This window comes from Pseudomonas sp. PS02290, assembly GCF_029960075.1.
Taxonomy (GTDB): domain Bacteria; phylum Pseudomonadota; class Gammaproteobacteria; order Pseudomonadales; family Pseudomonadaceae; genus Aquipseudomonas.
This window is the reverse complement of the sequence record NZ_JASCOY010000050.1, coordinates 18317-40636: the sequence shown is the minus strand read 5'-3', so window position 1 is coordinate 40636 and position 22320 is coordinate 18317. Positions and strand designations below refer to the sequence as shown.

Here is a 22320-nt window from a genome sequence, read left to right as displayed (position 1 = left end):
GAGCGAGCTTGCTCGCGAAGAGGTCAGACAGCCCTGACAAACTTTTTGGCTGTAACACCGCATTCGCGAGCAAGCTCGCTCCCACATGGCCCCCGTACTTGCTGAGAAAGCGGGCAAAATGACAAGAAGGCTATTTACCCGCGATCTGATCCTTGGTGTAGAACCCGTCCTTCTCCAGCAGATCGATGTTGTCCTTGGTCAACGGCGTCGGGGTCAGGAGGATGGTGTCGACCTTCTTCGCGCCGTTGTCGTACTGCGAGCTGTACGTAGGCTTCTCGTTGCGCGCCAGTTGCACCGACAGTTTCGCCGCTTCCGAGGCGATCAGTTTCAGCGGTTTGTAGACGGTCATGGTCTGGGTGCCGTCGATCACGCGCTTGACCGCTGCCAGGTCGGCGTCCTGGCCGGAAATCGGCACTTTGCCGGCGAGTTTCTGCGCGGCGAGGGCCTGAATGGCGCCGCCGGCGGTGGCGTCGTTGGAAGCGACGATGCCGTCGATCTTGTTGCTGTTTTTGGTCAGGGCGTTTTCGACGATGCTCAGGGCTTCGGTCGGGTTCCACTCCTTGACCCACTGCTGACCGACAATCTTGATGTCGCCCTTGTCTATGGCCGGCTGCAGCACTTTCATCTGGCCTTCGCGCAGGACCTTAGCGTTGTTGTCGGTGGGCGCGCCGCCGAGCAGGAAGTAATTGCCTTTCGGGGCCGCCTTGAGCACGCCGGTCGCCTGCATCTCACCGACTTTTTCGTTATCGAAGGAGATGTAGGCGTCGATGTCGGCATTGAGGATCAGCCGGTCGTAGGACACCACCTTGATGCCGGCCTTCTTCGCTTCGGCGACGGCGTTGGTCAGCACGGTGGCGTTGAACGGCACGATGACAATGACGTCGACGCCGCGGGAAATCAGGTTTTCGATCTGGGAGATCTGTTTGCCTTCGTTGGCATCGGCGGACTGGACGTACACCTTGGCGTCCATTTTCTCCGCTGCCGCGACGAAGTAGTCGCGGTCCCGGGCCCAGCGTTCGAGGCGCAGGTCATCAATGGAAAAGCCGATTTTCGGATGGGCCGAATCGGCCATGACGGGCAGGCTGAGCAGGGCCAGGGCACTGGCGAGCAGGGTGGTCTTGAAACTCTTCATGGGGGTGCGTCCTGTTATTTTTGTTTAGAGACACTGTCCGAGCGTGTACGGGTTTTCCGGTGAAACTGTAGATACTGGTTGTGCGCCGCGAGCGGGGAATTGTCGTGAGAATGTAACCAACGCTATTCCTTTAGTAGGACCGGCTTTAGCCGGGAAGCTTTTGGCGTCACACCGCAAGATGGATGTTGCACGCATTGGCGTCTTCCCGGCTAAAGCCGGTCCCACAGAAACATCGCATGCCTTTAGTGGGACCGGCTTTAGCCGGGAAGCTTTGCGAGCATCACCTGTCAGGGATAAATAAACCGGTTCACCACGCCTTCGAGCATTTCCTGGCGACCGCTCACGGCCTGCGGGTTGAGTTCGTTGTCCATGGCATGTTGCGCCAGGGCATCCAGACTGAAATCCCCCGACAGCACGGCGCGCCCGAACGGTTGGTCCCAGCCGGCGTAGCGCTGGTCCTTGAACGCCTGCAGCTTATCGTCCTGAATCATCGCCGCCGCCCGTTCCAGCGACAGCGCGAGCACGTCCATGGCGGCGACGTGGCCGTAGAACAGGTCGATTTCGTCCAGGCTCTGCCGGCGCACTTTGGAATCGAAGTTATAGCCGCCGTTCTTGAACCCGCCGGCCTTGAGGATCTCGTAGGTGGCCAGGGTCAGCTCTTCGACGCTGTTGGGAAACTGGTCGGTGTCCCAACCGTTCTGCGGATCGCCACGGTTGGCGTCGATGCTGCCGAAGATGCCAAGGGACGCCGCCGTGGCGATTTCATGGTGAAAACTGTGCCCGGCGAGGGTGGCGTGGTTGGCCTCGATATTGACCTTGATCTCTTTCTCCAGACCGAACTGTTGCAGAAAGCCGAACACCGTGGCCGTGTCGTAATCGTATTGGTGCTTGGTCGGCTCCTGGGGTTTGGGCTCGATCAACAGGTCGCCGGTAAAGCCGATCTTGTGTTTGTGCTCGACCACCATGGCCATGAAGCGGCCCAGTTGCTCCCGCTCGCGCTTGAGGTCGGTGTTGAGCAGTGTCTCGTAACCCTCGCGACCGCCCCACAGCACGTAGTTCGAACCCTTGAGCCGATGGGTGGCGTTCATCGCGCTGAACACTTGAGCGGCGGCGAAGGCGAACACCTCCGGGTCCGGATTACTCGCGGCACCGGCGGCGAAGCGCGGGTTGCTGAAGCAGTTGGCGGTGCCCCACAGCAGTTGAATGCCGCTCTGTTCCTGATGGCGTTCGAGCTCGTCGACCATCTGCGCGAAGTTGTGGCTGTACTCTTTCAGACTCGCGCCTTCGGGTGCTACGTCGGTGTCGTGGAAGCTGTAGTAGTCGATGCCCAGTTTTGAGAAGAATTCGAACGCCGCATCGGCCTTCAAACGCGCCAGGTCCATGGCGTCCGCCGGCTTGACCCACGGACGCTTGAAGGTGCCGACGCCGAACATGTCAGCGCCCGGCCAGACGAAGGTGTGCCAATAGCAGGCGGCCATGCGCAGGTGTTCGCGCATGGGCTTGCCGAGGATGATCTTGTTGGCGTCGTAATGGCGGAAGGCGAGGGGCGACTCGCTGCCGGGACCTTCGTAGCGAATGGTGTCGACATCGGGGAAGCAGGGCATCGGGGTTTCCTTATTGTTTTTGTTGACGGCGGTCTTCATGGTTTTGTTCTTGGCTGCTCCCGATACTAGCAACGGCCCCGTCCGCGCCGATTGCGAAAATCACCAACCCGGTGTTCGATTTTGAGTATTGAGATTCCCCCGGCGCAGGCCTAGTCTGTGCCGACTCGCTTCACAGGCCCGGGGAACAATAATGAAAACCGTCCCGCCCGCTCACCGCATCGCGCTGTTGTTCAACGGCGGCAAGATCTATGACCGCGGCATCATCACCGGCATCGGCAATTACCTGAGCAGCACCCGCGCGACCTGGGATCTGTTTCTGGAAGAGGACTTTCTCTGCCGCCTGAAGGGCATCGAGCGCTGGCAGGGCGATGGCATCATTGCTGACTTCGACGATCCGCTGATCGGCGAGGCCCTGGCCGGAAGCACGGTGCCGGTGGTGGCCGTGGGCGGTTCCTACGAGGACAAGCGGGCCTATCCGAAACACATTCCCTACGTCGCCACCGACAACTTCGCCCTGATCAAGCTGGCCTACGAACACCTGATCGAGGCTGGCCTGACGCGCTTCGCCTGTTTCAGCCTGCCGGAAGCGCAAAGCAATCGTTGGGCCCAGGAACGTGAAAAAGCCTTCCGCCGGCTGCTGCAGCGCGACGGTTTGCACGGTGAGGTCTATCGCGGCCTGAGCACCAGCGCGCCATTGTGGGACAGCGCCGTGGAACAGCAGATCACCTGGCTGCAAAGCCTGCCCAAACCCATCGGCATCATCGCCGTCAGCGACGCCCGCGCGCGGCAGTTGCTGCAGGCGTGCCTGACGGCGGGCATTGCGGTGCCCGAGCAGGTGGCGCTGATCGGCATCGACAACGACCCGCTGACCCGCACCCTGACGCGGGTGCCGCTCAGTTCGGTCACTCAGGGGACTCAACTGATGGGGCGCACGGCGGCGCAGTTGCTGCACCAAATGCTCCACGGCATGCCCTCGACCGCGAGCCAGATTCTGGTGCCGCCCGAGGCCATCAACGTTCAGGCCTCCAGCCTGCATCAGCCGCTGGGCAATCCGTATGTGATGCAGGCGCTGCACTTCATTCGCCAGTACGCCTGCCAGGGCATCAAGACCGCCCAGGTCGCGGGCTACGTCGGCATTTCCCGTTCCTCCCTGGAATCGCACTTTCGCAAGGAACGCGGCTGCAGCGTGCATGACGAGATATTGAGCTTCAAACTCACGGCCGCCGCGTCAGGTCTGAAAGACGGTGACTCAGCCATCGCCGACATCGCGCAAAACTGTGGCTTCAAATCCGCGCAATACCTGCACACGGTGTTCCGCCGGGAGTTCGGCTGCACCCCCCGCGAATATCAGCAGGGCGAGGAAGCACCGATTCATTGATTTGCTTTAGGGCGTCCCGTTTGGGGCGCGTCTGTCATAACAACGACAACATCACAGGAGTCATCGATGCATCCGATTCGTTTAGGGCTGGTGGGTTACGGCAAGATCGCCCAGGACCAGCACGTGCCGGCGATCCACGCCAGTGACCGCTTTGAGCTGGTGGCCGTGGCGACGCTGGGTCAGCACTGTCCGGGCGTGCCCAATTTCAGCTCGCTGGCTGAGCTGCTGGCAGAAGGTCCGGCAGTGGACGCCATCGCCTTTTGCACGCCGCCTCAGGGGCGTTTTGCGCTGGTTGAAGAGGCGCTGAAGGCTGGCAAACACGTGCTGGTGGAAAAACCGCCGTGCTCGACCCTGGGCGAAGCGCTCGCCCTAATCGACGAGGTCAATGCAGCGGGCGTCAGCGGCCTGTTTGCCTGGCATTCACGCTTCGCCCCGGGCGTGAGCAATGCGGCGCAATGGCTGGAAGGCAAGACCCTCAAGCAGGTGCGTATCGACTGGAAAGAGCAGGTGCGCAAATGGCACCCGGGCCAGGCGTGGATCTGGCAGGCGGGCGGGCTGGGGGTGTTCGATCCGGGGATCAATGCGCTGTCGATCGTCACCGAGTTGTTGCCCCGCGCGCTGTTCGTCGAATCGGCGAACCTGAGTGTGCCGAGCAACTGCCAGTCGCCGATTGCAGCGTCGTTGCAGATGCGCGCAGGTGGGGACGTGCAAGTGGTTGCCGAACTGGATTTCGATCACAGCGTCAACGAGCAGTGGAGCATCGAACTGCACTGCAACGAAGGCGTCATGCGCCTGGACGCCGGCGGCGCGCAGGTCAGCATCGACGGCGTGGCGCAGACCGTGTCGGAGGAGGGCGAGTACCCGGCCATGTACGGGCACTTCGCGCGGCTGATAGACGCGGGCAAGAGCGATCTGGATTTGCAGCCGCTGCGCATCGTCGCCGACAGCTTTTTTGTCGGCAGCAAGGAGACGGTGGCGGCTTTTCACGAATAAATAAGTGACGATCGATGGCCCGGTCTGGTGTGCTGGATCGGGCTTTGGCGCTGACTGCGCTTGTGCGGCCAGCGTCAGATCAGATATGCACCACGCCGGCCAGAGCGATTGAGAACGAAACGATCAGGGTCAACAGAATGGTCATGTTGATGGACATTGCGGGCAAATCCTTGTCTGGTTAATCAATGCCGCCATCATCCGGATTTGCACGGGCAAACAGAACGGCGTTCGTGCCTATGTTGGCAATCGATGGAAATAATAGTTCGGGGTTTTTCAGAGAGATGCCCTTGCAGCTGCGCCACTTTTCGCGAGCAAGCTCGCTCCCACAGGATTTGCGGCAACTGATACATCTCTGGTGTGGTCATGATTGAGCAGAGCCCATCTTTCTGAAGCGCTGCTTTCGCAAGGCAAACGCTGCCCTTGTGGGAGTGAGCTTGCTCACGAAGATGGCATTCCAGCCGCTGGAGATGTGGCGGATGTACCGGCCCCTTCGCGAGAAGCTCGCTCCCACAAGGTTTGCGTCATTGCCTAATCCTCGGTAGCCGCCAGAGCCCAAGCCCAATCCAGCCACCCCCTACCCATAAGGACCACCATGCCTTCCACCCCCATCCGCATCACCGACGAACAACTCCTCTCCGACAACTGGTACGTGCTCAAGAAATACAGCTTCGAGCTGCAACGCCGTGACGGCAGTTGGCAGTCACAGACCCGCGAGGTCTACGACCGGGGCAATGGCGCGACGATTCTGTTGTACAACCTCGAACGCCGCACCGTGGTGCTGACCCGCCAGTTCCGCATGCCGGCCTTCGTCAACGGCCACGATGGTTATTTGATCGAAGCGGCAGCAGGGTTGCTGGACAACGCCAGCCCCGAAGAGCGCATCCGCATGGAAGCCGAAGAAGAAACCGGCTACGTCGTGCGTTCGGTGAAGAAGATATTCGACGCCTTCATGAGCCCGGGTTCGGTGACCGAGCGCATTCACTTTTTCATCGGCGAATATCAGCCCGATGATCGGGTCAGCGATGGCGGCGGGCTGGAAGAGGAGGGCGAAGACATCGAAGTGCTGGAGCTGGATTTCGAGCGGGCCATCGCCATGGTGGAAAGCGGCGAAATCAACGACGGCAAGACCATCATGCTCCTGCAATACCTGGAGCTGCGCCTGCTGAAATGAAGACGGCAGGGCCAGAACGACTCGAAGCGCGACGAAAAAGTTTCACCCATCGGTAAACTTTCTTACGTTGCAATGAGAATCGTTTGCGTTATCCTTCGCGTTCCTTTGTTACCAGGGATGTCGAACAAGATGGATTTTCGCCCTGCAATGAGCCAGCCCGCCCGGTCTGGCTCACCTTGTGTTGGCGCCACCCGTGGCGCGAGAGACCCGCGCCTCGAGGCGCTGATGGGCACCTACAACACCCACCGCGAGGCACTGTTGCGCCTCGCGGCGAAATTCCTCGGCTGTCGCGCCCGCGCCGAAGACGTGGTCCAGGACGCTTTCGTGAAGATGCTCGAAAGCGACCTCGCGTCCACGGAACCTGCGCGCTACATGTTTCGCGTCGTGCGCAATCTGTCGATTGACCGTCTTCGCCGCCAGCGTCTCGAACGCAACCACGGCGCCGAAGCCGAGCAGCAAGAGCAGATCCGTTTCGAGGTGTCTCCGGAGCGCGTGCTGGCCGGTCGCGAGTCCCTCGGTCAATTGGTCGGCGCGCTCAACGAACTGCCCAAGCGCATGCGCATCGTCTTCAACCTCAGCCAGATCGAGGGCTACACCCAGCGCGACGTGGCCAAGGTCATCGGCACCTCACCGACCATGGTCAACTTTCTCCTGCGCGACACCCTGTCTCACTGCCGCGCGCGGCTCGGCGATATCTAGGCATCGCCGCGTCATGTCTTTCGTTTTCACTGCCCGGAGTCATTCATGAAACTAGTTCGTCTGGTCTTCCAGCAATACCGCTGGCCGCTTGCGATGGTGCTGCTGCTGAGCGTCAGCAGCGGGCTGTTGAGCGTTGGCGTGATTGCCTTCGTCAACCAACGCATGATCAGCAGCCACGAAGGCCTCGGCACCGCGCTGTGGCAATTTGGCCTGATGCTCGCCGTGCTGCTGGCGCTGGCGTCCGGTGCGTCGTTGTCGCTGACCGCGCTGGGTCACCGATTTGTTTATGGCCTGCGCCGGGTGATGGTCAAGCGCCTGCTGGACACCAACATCGAGCGCATCGAATCCATCGGCGGGGCGAAGATCTTCGCCAGCCTGTCCAGCGACATTCGCGCCGTGACCATGGCCTTCGTGCAGCTGCCGGACCTGATCTACGGCTCGGTGCTCAGCGTCGCGTCATTCAGTTATCTGGCCTGGCTGTCGCCGTCGCTGTTCATCACCACGCTGTGCTGGATGGCGTTCACGTTGGGGGTGGGCTGGTTGCTGGTGGGCAAACTCAACGCCCACATCCGCGCGCTGCGTGAGTCCGAAGACAAGCTCTATCAGAGCTATCAAGGCGTGATCGACGGGCGCAAAGAGCTGACCCTCAACCGCGACCGCGCCCGCCGGCTGTACGAAGAAACCTTCGACGTCGCCGCCCAGCGCTACCGCGAGCATTTCACCCTGGCGGACCGGTATCACGGCCTGGCCAGCAACTGGGCCAACATCATGGTCCTCGGCACCATCGGCCTGGCGTTCTACCTGGCCAACGGCCTGGGCTGGGCGCCGACCGAAGTGGCGGCGACCTATGCGCTGACCGTGCTGTTCATGCGCACGCCGCTGGTGCTGGCGGTGGCAGCGATTCCGGCGCAGATCTCCGGGCGCGTGGCGCTGGATAAAGTCGAGTCGCTGGCCCTGGCCGAGCACCACGAAAGCTTCGACGTCGCCCCGAGCCACATCGCCGGTCACTGGCAGACCCTCGAACTGCGTGACGTCGAATACCACTACGCGCCCCAGGGCGACGAGCCCGGTTTCGATGTCGGCCCGGTGAACCTGACCCTGCGCCGGGGCGAAACCGTGTTCCTCATGGGCGGCAACGGCAGCGGCAAATCGAGCCTGGCGCGTTTGCTCAGCGGCCTGTATCGACCATCGGCGGGGGCGATCCTGATCGACGGCCAGGTCATCGGTTCGGACGACTGGCTGGCCTACCGTCAGTTGTTCGCCAGCGTGTTCACCGACTTCCACCTGTTTGCGCAATTGCTCGGTCCCGACGGGCAGAACGCTGACGTGGCGGATGTCGAGCATTGGCTGGAAAAGCTGCACATGAAGCACAAGGTGCAGCTCGCCGACGGGCACTTGCTCGACACGCGTTTTTCCCAGGGACAGCGCAAGCGCCTGGCGCTGATGCTGGCGCTGCTGGAGAAGCGCGACATTCTGCTGCTGGACGAATGGGCCGCCGATCAGGACCCGTTGTTCCGCCGCTTTTTCTACCGCGAGCTGCTGCCGATGTTCAAAAAGGCTGGCGTCACGGTGTTTGCCATCAGCCACGACGACCAGTACTTCGACCTCGCCGACCGTCTGGTGAAGATGGAGTCCGGGCAACTCAGCGAGCTGCAGGGTGATCGCCGGGAAAACGCCAGCCGCGACGCTGTGGAGGAGATCGGCGCCGCCTACCAGATGAACACAGCCGAGGCGTTGTAAGAAATTTCGGCGACCGGGACTAAACAGCCGTCAGCCTCAGTCGTCATGTTAATGAGAATCAGTCTTAAACATTTTTGATGCGCGTGAACTGCCATCCGGCGCCAGCGACCTTGTCGCGCGGCCTGCCGGAGTCGATCGCGCATCGCGCCTTACGAGAGGGAAGCATGGAACTCGTCTACGACTTCATCGGCATCGGTTTCGGCCCGTCGAACCTGGCTTTGGCCATCGCCACCCAGGAGCATGCACAGCGCAGCGGTCTGGCGCCCCACGTGTGTTTCCTCGAGAAAAAGCCGGCGTTCAACTGGCACGAAGGCATGCTGATCGACGGTTCCACCATGCAGATTTCCTTCCTCAAGGACTTGGTGACCCTGCGCAACCCGGCCAGCCGTTTCACCTTCGTCAACTACCTCAACGAGCGTGGCCGCCTGCAGGACTTCATCAACCTGAAGACCTTCTTTCCGACCCGCGAGGAATACACCGACTACCTGACCTGGGCCGCGTCGCACTTCAACGAACAGGCCCATTACGGCGCCGAAGTGATGTCGGTGGAGCCGCATTTCGAAGATGGCCGCTTTGTCGCCATGGACGTGTTGTCCCGGGATGAGCATGGCGAAATCTCCCGTCGTCGCGCGCGCAATCTGGTGTTCGGCATCGGCGGCATTCCCCAGTCGCCGGCGGCCTTCGACGGACTTGAAGACGCGCGCGTGCTGCACTCTGCCGGCTATCGCGGCGGCATCGAAAAACTCCTCGCCAATCGCCCTGGCCCGGTGCGCGTGGCGGTGGTCGGCGGCGGCCAGAGCGCGGCGGAAATCTTCGAAGACCTGGCCTCGCGCTTCGACAATGTCGAGGCCACCCTGGTGATTCGTGGCAGTGCGCTGAAACCGTCCGATGACAGCCCCTTCGTCAATCAGATCTTCAACCCGTCGTTCACCGACACCATTTTCAATCACAGCCAGGAGCGTCGCGTCGCGCTGTTCGACGAGTTCCGCAACACCAACTACTCGGTGGTCGACACCGACCTGATCGAGACCATCTTCCAGCGCATGTACCAGCAGAAAGTGCGCGGTGAAGAGCGTCACCGCATGCTCACCAACCGCGAAGTGGTGCACGCCGAAGTCGCCGCTGACGGCATCGAACTGTTCCTGCGCGATGCGCCCCATGACCAGATGAGCAGCGAGACCTTCGACGTCGTGGTGCTCGCCACTGGTTATCGCCGCGACTATCACCTGGAGCTGCTCTCGGGCATTCAGCAATACATCCAGGGCGCCAACGTCGACCGTCACTACCGCTTGCCCCTGACCCCCGGCAGCGAAGCGGGGATTTTCCTGCAGGGTTGCTGCGAAGACAGCCACGGCTTGAGCGACACGCTGTTGTCGGTGCTGGCGATCCGTTCTCAGGAAGTCGTCGAATCGATCTTCGGCGATCAGGCGCAACCGTGTTCGGCGCGCTCTGGGCATGGGTCGTTGCAGACGCAGACCGAGCCGCGCGTGGCTCTCAAGCTGGCGCGCTAAGCCCGGGCCGTTAAACAAAGCCCGTCACAGCGGTGGTCGTCAGCGGCCACCCACTCTTTTCTCACAACGTTGTGGGCCGCCTTTGCGCGGCCTGCGGGTTGAGCCTTGCCGATACAAACAGGTGAAAGAATGAAATCCATACGAGATCAGGCCGCGCATTTTCCCGAACTGGTGGGCTTTTATGCGCAGACCCAGCCGGACCGGATTGCCCTTCGACACATCGTCCACGAGGACCAGCCGCCGCTGCTGACCACCTACGCCCAGCTGGATGCCAAGGCGCGTTCGATTGCCGCTTGCCTGCAGCAGCACCTCGGTGTGCAGGGCGGCGAGCGCTGCGTGCTGATCCTGCCGACCGGCGCCGATTACGCGGCGGCGTTCCTCGGCTGTTTGTACGCCAGGGTCATCGCGGTGCCGGCCTTCGCCCCCGAGTACAACCGGCAGACCCACCTCGACCGGTTGACCGGCATCCTCCACGACGCGGCGCCGCAGATGGTCCTCGGGCGCCGGGAAGACCTGGATAAATTCCAGCACCTGTTGCAGCCGTTCATGCCCGCTGGCGGGCGTTTCGCTGCGGTCGAAGAGATCACCGACGGCCACGCAGGCTTTCAGGCGCCGCTGATCTGCACCTCGTCGCTGGCCTTCCTGCAATACACCTCGGGCTCCACCAGCGCACCGAAAGGCGTGATGGTTTCCCACGATAACCTCATGGCCAACGAAGTCGCCATGGCCCGGCACTTCGTCTCCGATTCGGGGCTGGAAAGCTGGGTCAGCTGGCTGCCGCTGTACCACGACATGGGCCTGATGTGCGGTCTGCTGTTGCCGCTGTACTACGGCGGCACCCTGACGATGATGTCGCCGAACTACTTCCTCGGCCGCCCGGCGCGCTGGCTGGAAGCGATGAGTCAGTACGGCGGGACCTTCTCCGGCGGCCCGGATTTCGCCTATCGCCTGTGCGTCGAGCGCATCAAACCCAGCGCGGTGAAAAACCTGACACTGGACAACTGGAGCCTGGCGTTTTCCGGCTCCGAGCCGATCCGCATCGCCACCCTGGATGCCTTCAGCGAGCATTTTGCGCCGGCCGGTTTCAACCGCCGCGCCCTGACCCCGAGCTATGGTCTGGCCGAAGCGACGCTGTACGTGAGCGCCGCCGAGCGCGACAGGCCGTTCGGCATCAAGCATTTCGACGGCAGCCAGCTCGCCGCCGGGGATGCCGCCGAGGCGGTGTTCGCCAATCAGAAAGCCAAAAGCCGTCTGCCTGGCTGCGGCTGGTGCCGGCCCGATCACGATCTGCGGATTGTCGATCCGGCCACGCTGCAGCCCCTCGCGTCCGGCCACGTCGGCGAAATCTGGATAGCCGGGCCAAGCGTCGCCCAGGGCTATTGGCAGAACGCCGAAGCCACCGCGCAGACCTTCGTCGAGGAAGACGGCCAGCGCTGGTTGCGCAGCGGCGATCTGGGCATTGCCAGCGACAACGAGTTGTTCATCACCGGTCGCTTGAAGGATCTGATCATCCTCAACGGCCAGAACCTGTACCCCCAGGACATCGAGCAGGCGCTGGAGAAAAGCGTCGAGCTGCTGCGTCGCGGGCGCATCGCCGCCTTCCCGGTGACGGACGAGCAGGGCGTCGAAGGCGTTGGCCTGGCCCTGGAAATCAGCCGGAACGTGCGCCGTCTGATGAAGCCGCCGATGATTTGTGAAGCGGTGCGCGACGCGGTGTCCGAGCTGTTTCTGGTGGCGCCGAAAGTCATTGTGCTGCTGGAGCCGGGCGCACTGCCGCGCACCACCAGCGGCAAGCTGCAACGCTCCGCCTGCCGCAGCGGCTGGCAGAACGGCAGCCTCGACAGCTTCGCGATCTGGCAGGACGGCCGCTTGCTCGATACGGACAGCGCGGACGTTGCCGCTGATGCATCGCCGCTGCTGCCGGAAGTCCTGGCCGCGTGGCAGGAGGTCCTCGGCAAAAGCGATCTGAATGCCGCGGATCACTTCTTCGCCCGTGGCGGTGATTCGGTCGGCGTGGTGCAAGTGCTGTCGCGCCTGAACAGTGAGCTGGGCCTGACACTTGAGCCCGCGCACCTGTTCGAACACCCGACCCTTGGCGCTTTTAACGCCCACGTCGCTGTCCACGTCTCCACCCAGCCCCGCAGCGCCGAACGCCCTGCTGGCGTACCGCTGATCTCCCGCGACAGCGACCCCGAGCAGTCTTTTGCCCAGCAGCGCCTGTGGTTTCTCGCGCAGCTGGAGCCGGACAGCAGCGCCTATCACCTCTGCGGCCAGTTGAGCCTCAACGGCGCACTGGATGACGCCGCGCTGCAACGCAGTTTCGACGACCTGGCCGCCCGCCATGAAAGCCTGCGCACCACCTTCGCCATCGACGCCAACGAAAAGCTGGTGCAGCGCATTCACGCGTCGGGCCCCGTGCTGATCGAACGCCATTACCTGAGCGAGGACACCGACCCGCAGGAGGCGTTGAGCGAATTGGCCAGAGCAGCCGTCGAGCAACCGATGGATTTGCAGAACGGTCCTCTGTGGCGCGTGCTCAATGTGCGGTTGGCGGCGGATCGGCAGCAACTGGTGCTGGTGCTGCATCACATCATCGCCGACGGCTGGTCGGTGCAGGTCATGCTCAAGGAATTCGCCGCGCTGTACAGCGCCCATGTAAAGGGCGCGGAGCCGGCGTTGCCGCCGCTGCCGATTCAATACGCCGACTTTGCCGCCTGGCAGCGCGCGCGTCTGGCCGGTGGCGAAGGGCAGCGCCAACTGGCGTACTGGCGTGAGCAACTGGGTGATGCCCAGACCGTTTTGAACCTGCCAGCCGACCGCCCGCGTCCGGCGCAACAGAGCCATCGCGGCGCCCGTTACGCCATTGCCCTCGACCGCGACTTGAGCCAGGGCCTGCGCGACCTCGCCAGCCGCCACGGCGCGACCCTGTTCATGGTCATGCTCGCCGCCTACAAAACCCTGTTGCAGCGTTACAGCAGCCAGACCGACCTGCGCGTTGGCGTGCCGGTGGCGGGGCGGACTTGCACTGAATCCGAAGGGTTGATCGGCCTGTTCGTCAACACCCTGGTGCTGCGCAGCGAGGTGTCGCCGCAGCAGTCGTTCAGCACGCTGATCGAGGCCGTGCGCCACACCGCGCTGGGCGCGCAACACCATCAGGATCTGCCATTCGAGCAACTGGTCGAAGCCCTCGGCGTATCGCGCAACCTCAGCCACAACCCGCTGTGCCAGGTGAAATTCACCCAACAGTTCCCGCTGCCGCAGAACGTTGAAATGGCCGGCGTGCGCATGGACGTCAGCCAGCTCGACGACTACTCGGCGCATTTCGATTTAGGCCTGGACATCACCGACGACGCCGACGGTATTCAGGCGGTGTTCACCTATGCCTGCGACCTGTTTGACGAGCCGCGCATCGCCGGTCTTGCGGGTGATCTGCTGTGGATCTGCGCGCAAGTGGTGGCGCAACCTCAGGTGCGGCTGGCTGATCTGCAGATCGGCGCCGAACCTTCCTCCATCGCTGCCGAAACAGTGGCGTTCCCGGCCACTGATGTGCTGACCCTCTGGGATGCAAGCGTGCGTGCGCAGCCGGATCGTCCGGCGCTGCAAGACGAACTGCGCAGCGCCACGTTTGCCGAGGTCGACGCCCAGGCCAACCAGCTGGCGCAGCACCTGCGTCAGGCCGGTGTGGGCGTGGAAAGCCGCGTCGGTATTCTGCTGGAGCGCTCGCAGGAGTTCGTCGTCGGCCTGCTGGCGGTGCTCAAGAGCGGCGCCGCGTTTGTGCCGATGGACCCGAAATGGCCGGCCGAGCGTCAGGCGTTTGTCCTGGCGGACAGCGGCGCAAGCGGGTTGATCAGCGACGTGGCGGCGCCGGGCGACTTCCAAGGCGATGTCGTCAGCATGGCGGCCGATGCCCCTTGGCGCTTGTTGCCGCCCCAAGCCCTGGACCTGCAACCCCGCGCCGATCAGGCCGCGTACCTGATCTACACCTCCGGCACCAGCGGCACGCCGAAAGGGGTGGTCATCAGTCACGGCGCACTGGCCGATTACGTCCAGGGCTTGCTCGCACGGCTTGATCTGGCGCCCGAGGCGAGCATGGCGATGGTCTCCACCGTCGGCGCCGACCTGGGCCACACCGTGCTGTTTGGCGCGCTGTGCTCGGCGCGGTCGCTGCACCTGATCAGCCCCGACCGCACCAACGACGCCGACCGCTTTGCCGCCTACATGGCCGAGCACAAGGTGGGTGTGCTGAAGATCGTGCCGACTCATTTAAACGGCCTGTTGCAGGCGACGAATGCGGCCGATGTGCTGCCGGAACACGCGCTGATCCTTGGCGGCGATACGCTGCCGTGGGAGCTGGTCGCGCAGGTGAAGCGCTTAAAGCCCGGCTGCCGGGTCATCAATCACTACGGCCCGACCGAAACCACCGTCGGCGTGCTGAGCAATGAGGCGTTTGAAGAGTCGATGGGCGACAGCGTGCCCGTCGGCCGGCCGCTGCCCAATGCCGTGGCGCTGATTCTCAACGACCAACTGCAGCCGGTGGTGCAGGGCGACGTCGGTGAGCTTTACATCGGCGGGCCGGGGCTGGCGCGCGGGTATCACCAGCGTCCGGCCATGACCGCTGCGGCGTTTATTCCTGATCCGAGCGGCAACGGCACGCGGTTGTACCGCAGTGGCGACCGCGCGCGCTTGCTGGCCAACGGGCAGATTCAGTTCCTCGGCCGCGCCGACGATCAGGTCAAAGTGCGCGGCTACCGCGTGGCCCTGGGTGAAATCGCCCAGCGCCTGCGCCAGCTGGACGGCGTGCGTGACGCCCATGTGCGCGTCGATGATCGCGGCCAGTTGATCGCTTATGCGCTGGTGGCGAGTGGTGCAACGGTGGGCGGCGAGACGCTGCGCACACAGCTGGCCCAGAGCCTGCCGGACTACATGGTGCCGAGCCACATCCTGACCCTCGATGCTTTCCCGCTGACCGCCAACGGCAAGCTCGACGCCAGCGCGCTGCCGACGCCGACCCTGGCGTCCGACGATTTCGAAGCGCCCCGTGAAGGAGTGGAGGCCGCGCTGGCCGCTTTGTGGCAAGCGGCGCTGAACGTCGAGGCGGTGGGCCGTCACGACAACTTCTTCACCCTCGGCGGCGACTCGATCCTCAGCCTGCAGATCATTGCCCGCGCCCGCCGTCAGGGCATTCGCCTGACGCCCAAGCAACTGTTCGAAAAACAGACCATCGCCGAACTCGCCCAGGTCGCCACGGTGGCCGAAGCCAAACCTGTCGCCGCGCCCGTCACGGCGGCGGTCGCACCCCGCGAGTTTGCCCTGACGCCGATTCAGGCGCGCTTCTTCAGCCTGCCCATCGCCCAGCGTCAGCACTGGAACCAGTCGTTGCTGCTCGACGTGCCCGAGGCGCTGGACACCGCGCGGTTGCAACAGGCCCTCGCGGCCGTACTGGCCCATCACGATAGCTTGCGCCTGAGCTTCCATCAGAACGATGCAGGCCAGTGGCAGCAGCGTTACCGCGACAGCGAAAGTGCCGAGCGCGTGCTGTGGACCTGTGAACTGAGCCGCGAAGACGACCTCGATTCGCTTAACGACGAGGCCCAGCGCAGCCTGAACATCGACACCGGTCCGCTGCTGCGGGTGGTCCATGCGCGCCTGTCGTCGGGCGAAGCGCGTTTGCTGCTGGCGATCCATCACCTGGCCGTGGACGGCGTGTCGTGGCGGGTGCTGCTGGAAGATCTGCAACTGGCTTACAGCCAACTGGCGGCTGGAAAGGGCGTGGCATTGGCCGATAAAACCGCCAGCTTCCAGGCCTGGTCGCAGTCGCTGAGTACCTTGGCGCACAGCCCTGAGCTGCAAAAGCAATTGCCGTACTGGCAAGGGCTGAACGCCGCCGATGCCGTCCTGCCCGGCGATGCGTCGGTGGAAAGCCTTGTCGGCGACAGCGAAACCCTGCACCTGACCCTCGACGCGACCGCCACCCGCCGCCTGCTCAGCGAAGCCCCGGCCGCCTACCGCACACGCATCGATGACCTGCTGCTGGCGGCGCTTTCCCAGGCGCTGTGGCAGTGGAGCGGCCGCCGTCGGCACGTCATCAGCCTCGAAGGCCATGGCCGCGAGGACGCCACCGGCGAGTTGGACCTGAGCCGCAGCGTCGGCTGGTTCACCAGCCTGTACCCGCTGGCGCTGAACGCCGAGGATGACGCGATCGCTACCCTCAAGGCAGTCAAGGAAACCGTGCGCGCCGTGCCGGAAAAGGGCCTCGCCTATGGCGTACTGAAATACCTCGCCGGCGCGGAGTTGCCGGAGCTGATCGGGCAGGGCGTGACGTTCAACTACCTCGGTCGCTTCGACGACAGCGAGGGCGCGCTGTTCGCATTGTCGAGCCGCACGCCGAACACTCTGCGTGACCCCCAAGGGCCGCTGGCCAATGCCCTGGCGGTGGACGGGCAGGTCCGCGACGGCCAGTTGCAGCTGGACTGGACCTTCAGCCGCGAACGCTTCAGCCGCGACAGCATCGAGCAACTGGTGGCGCTGTATGAAGCGCAGTTGCTGCAGCTGATCGCCCATTGCAGCGATGAATCCAACGCCGGCCTGACGCCGTCTGACTTCCCTCTGGCCGGCCTGAATCAGGATCAGCTCGACGGGCTGGGCATTCCTGCGCGGGAGATCGAAGACATCCTGCCGCTGGCGCCGATGCAGCAGGGGATTTTGCTGCACAGCCTGCTGGAGCAGGGCAACGGCATCTACCTGATGCAGGATCAGTACGATGTCGGCGCCCACGTGGATTTCGACGCGTTCAAATTCGCCTGGCAGCAGGTGGTGCAGCGTCACCCTGCGTTGCGCACGGCGTTTCATGGGCTGGAAAGCGGCGTGCAGCGTCAGATTGTCATGCGTCGCGTGCCGTCGCCGGTGCAACTGATCGACCTCAGCCATCTGTCCCGGGACGCCGCTGAGGCCGAGCTCGACGCGCTGCTGAAAAGCGAGCGCGAGCAGGGCTTCGATTTCGCCCGGGCGCCCCTGCTGCGCTTGCGCTTGATCAAGTTCGGCGAAGCGGATTTCCGCATCGTTCAGAGCCACCACCACGCCTTGATTGACGCCTGGTGCCGGGGCCTGATGCTCACTGAGTTTTTCACCCATTACCGCGCGTTTCTTGATGGGCGTCAGGTCAGCCTGCCGCCGGCGCGGCCGTACCGCGACTTCCTCGCCTGGCTCGCCGAGCAGGACGAAGCGGTCAGCCGTGATTACTGGCGCAACGCGCTGGCGGGCTTCACCGACGTCACGCCGCTGCCGTATCGCCACAGTGTGCAGCGTAACCAGCAGGGTGAAACGCAGATGCGCGACGTCACCCTGGCGCTGGGCGTCGAGCAGACCGCAAAACTCGCCGAACAAGCGCGTCAGCATCGTCTGACCGCCAACACCTTCGTGCAGGCCGCCTGGGCCTTGTTGCTGATGCGCCATGCCGACCGCGACGAAGTGCTGTTCGGCGTCACCGTGGCCGGTCGTCCGACCGAGCTGGAAGGCATCGAAGGCGCACTGGGGCTGTTCATCAACACCTTGCCGCTGCGCATCCGCCGGCCCGGCATCGGCGCCTCGGCACTGGAGCTGCTCAACGCCTTGCAGGGGCAGAACGCCGACATGCGTCAGCACGAACACCTGTCCCTGGCCGACATTCAGCTGCTCGCCGACACCCCGCGCGGCCAGCCGCTGTTCGACAGCCTGTTTGTTTTCGAGAACGTTCCGTTGGGCGCCGAGGTGCAGCAGGCCGTGAACGAATACCGCATCAACCCGCTGGCCAACCGCACCCACACCAACTATCCGTTGACCGTGGTGTTGCTGCCGGGCGAATCCCTGCAATTGCAGCTGACCTACGACACCCGGCACTTCGACGACGCCGACATGGGCACGCTGGTCAGCCACTTCCGTCGTCTGCTCACGCAGTTGATCGACAACCCGCAGCAGACGCTGAGCCAGTTGCAGATCCTTGAGCAAACGGAGCGCGAGCAGTTGCTGGCCCAGGGTCTCGGTCCGGTGCAACAGCATTGGTACGACATCAGCTACCTGGAGCGTTTTGAGGCGCGGGTGCTGGCCCATCCGGCCCAGGAAGTGGCCCGCTGTCAGGGTCAGAGCCTGAGCTACCGCGAACTCAATCGTCAGGCCAACCGCATCGGTCACGGACTGATCGCAGCGGGCGTGCAAGGCGATGATGTAGTGGCGCTGTTTGCACCGCGCGGCCTGCCGCTGTTGAGGATGATCGTCGGCGCGTTCAAGGCCGGTGCGGCCTATCTGGCCCTGGATGATCGTCACCCGGCCGGGCGCAGCGCGCGCATGCTGGTGAGCAGCGCCGCGCCGGTATTGCTGACGCCCCGCGAGTGCCTGACCCAGGTCGAGGCGATCGTTGCGCTGGCTGAACGCAAGCCCCGCGTGCTGGTGCTTGAGGACGTGCTGGCCGGATGCGATTCCCTCGCTGACCAGAACCCCGGCCGCTACGCCACCGCCGAGCAACTGGCCTACGTCATCTACACCTCCGGCTCCACCGGTGAGCCGAAAGGGGTGATGGTCAACCAGCGCGGCATGCTCAACAACCAGATGTCCAAGCTGCCGTATCTGCGTCTGGGCGAGGGCGACGTCATTGCCCAGACCGCCGCCACCGGCTTCGATATTTCCGTGTGGCAGTTCCTGACCGCGCCGCTGTTCGGCGGACGCGTGGAAATCCTGCCGGACGCCGTGGTGCAGGACCCGCAACGCCTGCTGGAAGAAGTGGCGGCCAATCAGGTCAGCGTGCTGGAATGCGTGCCGGCGGTGATCGACGCCATGCTCGCGGTCGCGCCCCAGCGGCTCGATGCCTTGCGCTGGTTGCTGCCGACCGGTGAAGCATTGACCACGGACCTCGCCGCGCGCTGGTTTGCGCGCTACCCCGAGGTGCCGCTGGTCAACGCTTACGGTCCGGCCGAGTGCGCCGACGATGTCGCGCTGCACACCCTGATCGCCGCGCCGGCGCTCAACGCCAACATGCCGATTGGCCGGCCCACCGACAACAACTGCCTGTACGTGCTGGATTCCCATCTACAACTGGCGGCGCCCGGTGTGGTGGGCGAGCTGTACATCGGCGGCGTTGGCGTGGGTCGTGGCTACGCCGCGCGGCCAGGGCTGACCGCCGAGCGCTTCCTGCCGGATCCATTTGGCGAGGCCGGTGCGCGGCTGTACCGCAGCGGCGACCTGGCCCGCTGGAACGCCGACGGCGCGCTGGAATACGTCGGCCGTGCCGACTTCCAGGTGAAGATTCGCGGCCAGCGCATCGAGCTGGGCGAAATCGAAAACCTGCTGTTGGCGCAACCCTCGGTGCACGACGCCGTGGTCAGCGCGCAACCGACGCCCCATGGCCCGCAACTGGTGGCCTATGTGGTCGCCGAGGCCCGGCAGGCATTGTCCAGCGACGTGCTGAAAACCGCGCTGGCGCAAACCCTGCCGGCGTTCATGGTGCCGGCGCACATCGTCGTGCTGGCGCAGATGCCGCGCAACGCCAACGGCAAGCTCGACCGCCAGGCGCTGCCGGCGCCGAGCCTGGAAGAACGCGAGTTCGAAGCGCCCGAAGGCGAGCGTGAGGAAGTCCTTGCTGAGCTGTGGCAGAGCCTGCTGAAGGTTGAGCAGGTGGGTCGTCACGACAACTTCTTTGAACTGGGTGGCCATTCGTTGCTGGCGACGCGGCTGCTGTCGCGCATTCGCGAGCGCCTCGGGGTGAGCATCCCGCTGGCCCAGGCCTTCGAGGCCACCACTGTTGCCGCCCAGGCGGCGCTGATCGACACCTTGCAGGGGCAGACCCTGACACTCGACCGGCTCGATGCCCTGGACGAGTTAATGAATGAGCTGGAGGAAAGCAACTGATGTCGCAACCGAGCATGACTTCCCGGAGCAAGCTGCTGGCCCTGGCCACGCGTTTCCTCAGCCTTGGCAGCGCTCAGCGTCGGGTGTTTTTGAACAAGCTGCGCGAGCAGGGCCTGGACGCGTCGTCGTTGCCGGTGCCACCGGGCGTGGCGGGCGAGCGCAGCCCGGCGTCGTTTTCCCAACAGCGTTTGTGGTTTCTCGAACAACTGGAACCGGGCAACAGCACCTATCACCTGCCGGGTGCCTTGCGCCTGAAGGGCGAGCTGGATGTTGGGGCCGTCCGAACGGCGTTCGAGCGCGTCGCCGAGCGTCATGCCAGCCTGCGCACGGTGTTCGCTACAGCTGAAGACGGCACGCCGGAGCAGGTGATTCTCGGCGATCAGTCGTTGCCATTCGAACGTCTGCACGCAGACGACGAGGGCGAGATGCAGGCGCTGGCCGATGCGTTCGCCCGACGCCCGTTCGACCTGGCCCAGGGCCCGCTGTGGCGCGTGGCGTTGATCGAACGCGCGGCAGATGAGCACGTTCTGCTGGTCTGTCTGCACCACATCATCGCCGACGGTTGGTCGATTCAAGTGCTGCTGCTGGATTTCGTCGAAGCCTATCGCGCGGCGCTGTCGGGTGACGACGCCAGTTGGGCGCCTCTGCCATTGAGCTACGCCGATGTCGCCCTGTGGCAGCGCGCCTGCCTGGACGCGGGCGAGGGTGATCGGCAACTGGCCTACTGGCAGCAACAACTGGGCGATGAACCGCCGGTGCTGGAATTGCCGGCGGACCGTCCGCGCCCGGCGCGCCAGAGTTTCCGTGGCGCGCGCCTGCCATTCAGCTTCGACGCGGCGCTGTCCGGGCGTATGCGTGAACTGGCCCGCCAGCGCGGCGTGACACTGTTCACCGTCCTGCTCGCCGCCTATCAAGTGCTGTTGCAGCGGATGAGCGGGCAGACCGACCTGCGCATCGGTGTGCCCATTGCCGGGCGTCAGCGTGCCGAGACCGAGGGCCTGATCGGCTTCTTCGTCAACACCCAGATTCTGCGCGGCGATGTGCAGGCCGACGCCAGTTTCAACCAGATCATCGACAGCGTTCGCCTGGCGTCCCAGGGCGCTCAAGCCCATCAGGACCTGCCGTTCGAGCAACTGGTCGACGCCCTGGCGCCGGAACGCAGCCTCAGCCACAACCCGCTGTTTCAGGTGCTCTACAACCATCAGCAACGCCAGGACGAAGCGCTGCAATTGATGCCCGGCCTCAACGCCACGCTGATGCCGCTGGACAACGGCAGCGCGCAGTTCGACCTGGCGCTGCACACCTGGGAAAACGCGGCGGGGGAACTCGCGGGCAACTGGAATTACGCCACGGATCTGTTCGATCACGGCAGCATCGAGCGGCTGCATGGGCGTTTTGAGCAGCTGTTTGCCGAGTTGCTGGAGCGGCCGGACATTGCGATTGGCGATTTCGAATGGCTGGATGCTGAAGACCGCGCGCAGTTGTTGTCGATGAATGACACGGCGCGGGATTGGGCTGCCGATGAACCTTTTGTTCATCGCCACTTTGAGCGTCTGGCGCAGGTGCATCCCGAGCGGGAGGCGGTGCGCTTTGGCGATGAGGTGCTGAGTTATCAGGCGCTGGATCAGCGCGCGAATCAACTGGCGCATTACCTTCGGGAGCAGGGCGTCGGCCGGGAGTCGCTGGTCGGCGTCGCGGCGTTGCGTTCGGTGGAAATGGTGGTTGCGCTGTACGCAGTGCTGAAAGCCGGTGCCGCGTATGTGCCGCTGGACCCTGAATATCCGGCTGATCGCCTGCGTTACATGCTCGAAGACGCCGGGATTGGTTTGCTGTTGAGCCACGATGCGGTGATTGCTGATCTGCCTCAGGTTGAAGGCCTGCAGGTGGTGAATCTGAATCATCTGGCGTTGACGTCTTATCCCGTCACCGCGCCGGTATTAGAGCTGCACCCCGAGCAACTGGCCTACATGATTTACACCTCGGGCTCGACCGGTAAACCCAAGGGCGCGGGCAACACTCACGCGGCGCTGTTCAACCGTCTGGCCTGGATGCAGGACGCTTATTCCCTCGACACCACCGACGCGGTACTGCAAAAAACGCCGTTCAGTTTTGACGTGTCGGTCTGGGAGTTCTTCTGGCCGTTGATGGTTGGCGCGCGTCTGGTGGTAGCTCAGCCAGGTGATCATCGCGATCCGCTGCTGTTGAAATCCTTGATC

At 63.8% G+C, this 22320-nt stretch carries 10 protein-coding genes (1 of these 10 running past the window's edge); 8 read left to right on the top strand and 2 right to left on the bottom strand.

The annotated features are described in order from the left end of the window. Positions 1 to 130 precede the first annotated feature (130 nt). Together xylF and xylA are read right to left on the bottom strand one after the other, a co-directional pair. Positions 131 to 1132 carry a D-xylose ABC transporter substrate-binding protein gene (gene xylF, locus QMX88_RS19335; RefSeq protein WP_192174283.1) on the bottom strand — a complete coding sequence of 334 codons (1002 nt, stop codon included), beginning with the start codon at positions 1130 to 1132 and terminating at the stop codon, positions 131 to 133. A 287-nt stretch (positions 1133 to 1419) separates the two neighbouring features. Beyond that, positions 1420 to 2736, bottom strand: a complete 1317-nt coding sequence (gene xylA, locus QMX88_RS19330) for a xylose isomerase (protein ID WP_282371866.1) — start codon at positions 2734 to 2736, stop codon at positions 1420 to 1422. Positions 2737 to 2926: 190 nt separating this feature from the next. Between xylA and QMX88_RS19325 the strand changes: the two genes are divergently transcribed. From QMX88_RS19325 to QMX88_RS19290, 8 genes are all read left to right on the top strand, one after another. Next, positions 2927 to 4114, top strand: coding sequence for a XylR family transcriptional regulator (locus tag QMX88_RS19325; protein ID WP_282371865.1), 1188 nt, complete (start codon positions 2927 to 2929; stop codon positions 4112 to 4114). A gap of 66 nt (positions 4115 to 4180) precedes the next feature. Continuing rightward, the gene (locus QMX88_RS19320; RefSeq protein WP_282371864.1) at positions 4181 to 5107 is read left to right on the top strand and encodes a Gfo/Idh/MocA family protein; all 927 of its coding nucleotides are present in this window, start codon (positions 4181 to 4183) and stop codon (positions 5105 to 5107) included. 592 nt (positions 5108 to 5699) lie between these two features. After that, positions 5700 to 6278, top strand: a complete 579-nt coding sequence (gene nudK, locus QMX88_RS19315) for a GDP-mannose pyrophosphatase NudK (RefSeq protein ID WP_282371863.1) — start codon at positions 5700 to 5702, stop codon at positions 6276 to 6278. Between the two features lie 225 nt (positions 6279 to 6503). Then, a complete protein-coding gene (locus QMX88_RS19310; RefSeq protein WP_282371862.1) occupies positions 6504 to 6977 on the top strand; it encodes a sigma-70 family RNA polymerase sigma factor in 474 nt (157 codons plus the stop codon). Between the two features lie 45 nt (positions 6978 to 7022). After that, complete coding sequence (locus QMX88_RS19305) at positions 7023 to 8717, top strand: multidrug ABC transporter permease/ATP-binding protein (protein WP_192174278.1); 1695 nt, start codon at positions 7023 to 7025, stop codon at positions 8715 to 8717. Positions 8718 to 8881: 164 nt separating this feature from the next. Then, positions 8882 to 10228, top strand: coding sequence for a lysine N(6)-hydroxylase/L-ornithine N(5)-oxygenase family protein (locus QMX88_RS19300; protein ID WP_282371861.1), 1347 nt, complete (start codon positions 8882 to 8884; stop codon positions 10226 to 10228). A gap of 129 nt (positions 10229 to 10357) precedes the next feature. Then, positions 10358 to 20104: a non-ribosomal peptide synthetase gene (locus QMX88_RS19295; protein WP_282371860.1), complete on the top strand. Its 9747-nt coding sequence runs from the start codon at positions 10358 to 10360 to the stop codon at positions 20102 to 20104. After that, positions 20104 to 22320: the start of a non-ribosomal peptide synthase/polyketide synthase gene (locus QMX88_RS19290; protein ID WP_282371859.1), read on the top strand. Its footprint extends 13950 nt past the window's final position; the window shows 2217 of its 16167 coding nt (coding positions 1-2217); its start codon is at positions 20104 to 20106; its stop codon lies off the right edge, out of view. Before QMX88_RS19295 ends, QMX88_RS19290 begins: the two co-directional genes overlap by 1 nt.

Excerpts from the sequence above, each read along its gene's own strand:
- xylF (WP_192174283.1), bottom strand. The coding sequence starts at position 1,132 with ATGAAGAGTTTCAAGACCACCCTGCTCGCCAGTGCCCTGGCCCTGCTC.
- QMX88_RS19300 (WP_282371861.1), top strand. The coding sequence starts at position 8,882 with ATGGAACTCGTCTACGACTTCATCGGCATCGGTTTCGGCCCGTCGAAC.
- xylA (WP_282371866.1), bottom strand. The coding sequence starts at position 2,736 with ATGCCCTGCTTCCCCGATGTCGACACCATTCGCTACGAAGGTCCCGGC.
- QMX88_RS19305 (WP_192174278.1), top strand. The coding sequence starts at position 7,023 with ATGAAACTAGTTCGTCTGGTCTTCCAGCAATACCGCTGGCCGCTTGCG.
- QMX88_RS19325 (WP_282371865.1), top strand. The coding sequence starts at position 2,927 with ATGAAAACCGTCCCGCCCGCTCACCGCATCGCGCTGTTGTTCAACGGC.
- QMX88_RS19310 (WP_282371862.1), top strand. The coding sequence starts at position 6,504 with ATGGGCACCTACAACACCCACCGCGAGGCACTGTTGCGCCTCGCGGCG.
- QMX88_RS19295 (WP_282371860.1), top strand. The coding sequence starts at position 10,358 with ATGAAATCCATACGAGATCAGGCCGCGCATTTTCCCGAACTGGTGGGC.
- nudK (WP_282371863.1), top strand. The coding sequence starts at position 5,700 with ATGCCTTCCACCCCCATCCGCATCACCGACGAACAACTCCTCTCCGAC.
- QMX88_RS19320 (WP_282371864.1), top strand. The coding sequence starts at position 4,181 with ATGCATCCGATTCGTTTAGGGCTGGTGGGTTACGGCAAGATCGCCCAG.